1 pseudogene is annotated in these 551 nt (G+C 39.0%); it reads right to left on the bottom strand.

The annotated features are described in order from the left end of the window. Window positions 1-86: 86 nt before the first annotated feature. A pseudogene (locus tag A3761_RS28205) lies at window positions 87-551 on the bottom strand (hypothetical protein); the annotation flags it as partial.

Raw genomic sequence — 551 nt, 5'->3', positions numbered from 1 at the left:
GTATCTGCAATTTTAAAGCTGTTTAACCTCAACAGTCGTGCTGAGGTTATAGCAAGTCTATAGTTAAAAGAGCATTATTAATGAAGCTATGCAGGAAAACTAGGTGCTTCGTTCAATACCGACCTCTTAACCAAACTTGGGTCCAGACCATATCGCTTAACAACTGATTGCATCAGTTCAAACAGCCAAGCTGGAGCAAACGGGGCAATTACTATTTCTTCGATTAATAGCTCCAAGTCAACTGACAGATTTCGTCCGTATTCGCTTAATGGTTCTCTTCCATAGTGTGGTTCAAAAAGTTGTTGAATCAAGACCCTAACTTCTTTTTCATGTTCAAAAGATTTGCGCTTGTAAAAAAAAGGTTCTACTGGACTTGGAACTGGAGGGAAACCCAAGTCATTGTCATAGTCGACGTAGAATACTTTACCTATAAATAGGCCATAATCACGATGGATAGCTCTGAGCAATTTAATAGCTTTAGTTTTGATCGCTACAGCTTCCTCTATATGGCCATAGAGCTTCCACATTCCATCAGATTCATGTGAATTCAT

The sequence above is a fragment of the Oleiphilus sp. HI0123 genome (genome assembly GCF_001635315.1).
Note: the sequence above shows the minus strand (reverse complement) of the source record. Positions and strands in the feature narration are given on the sequence as shown.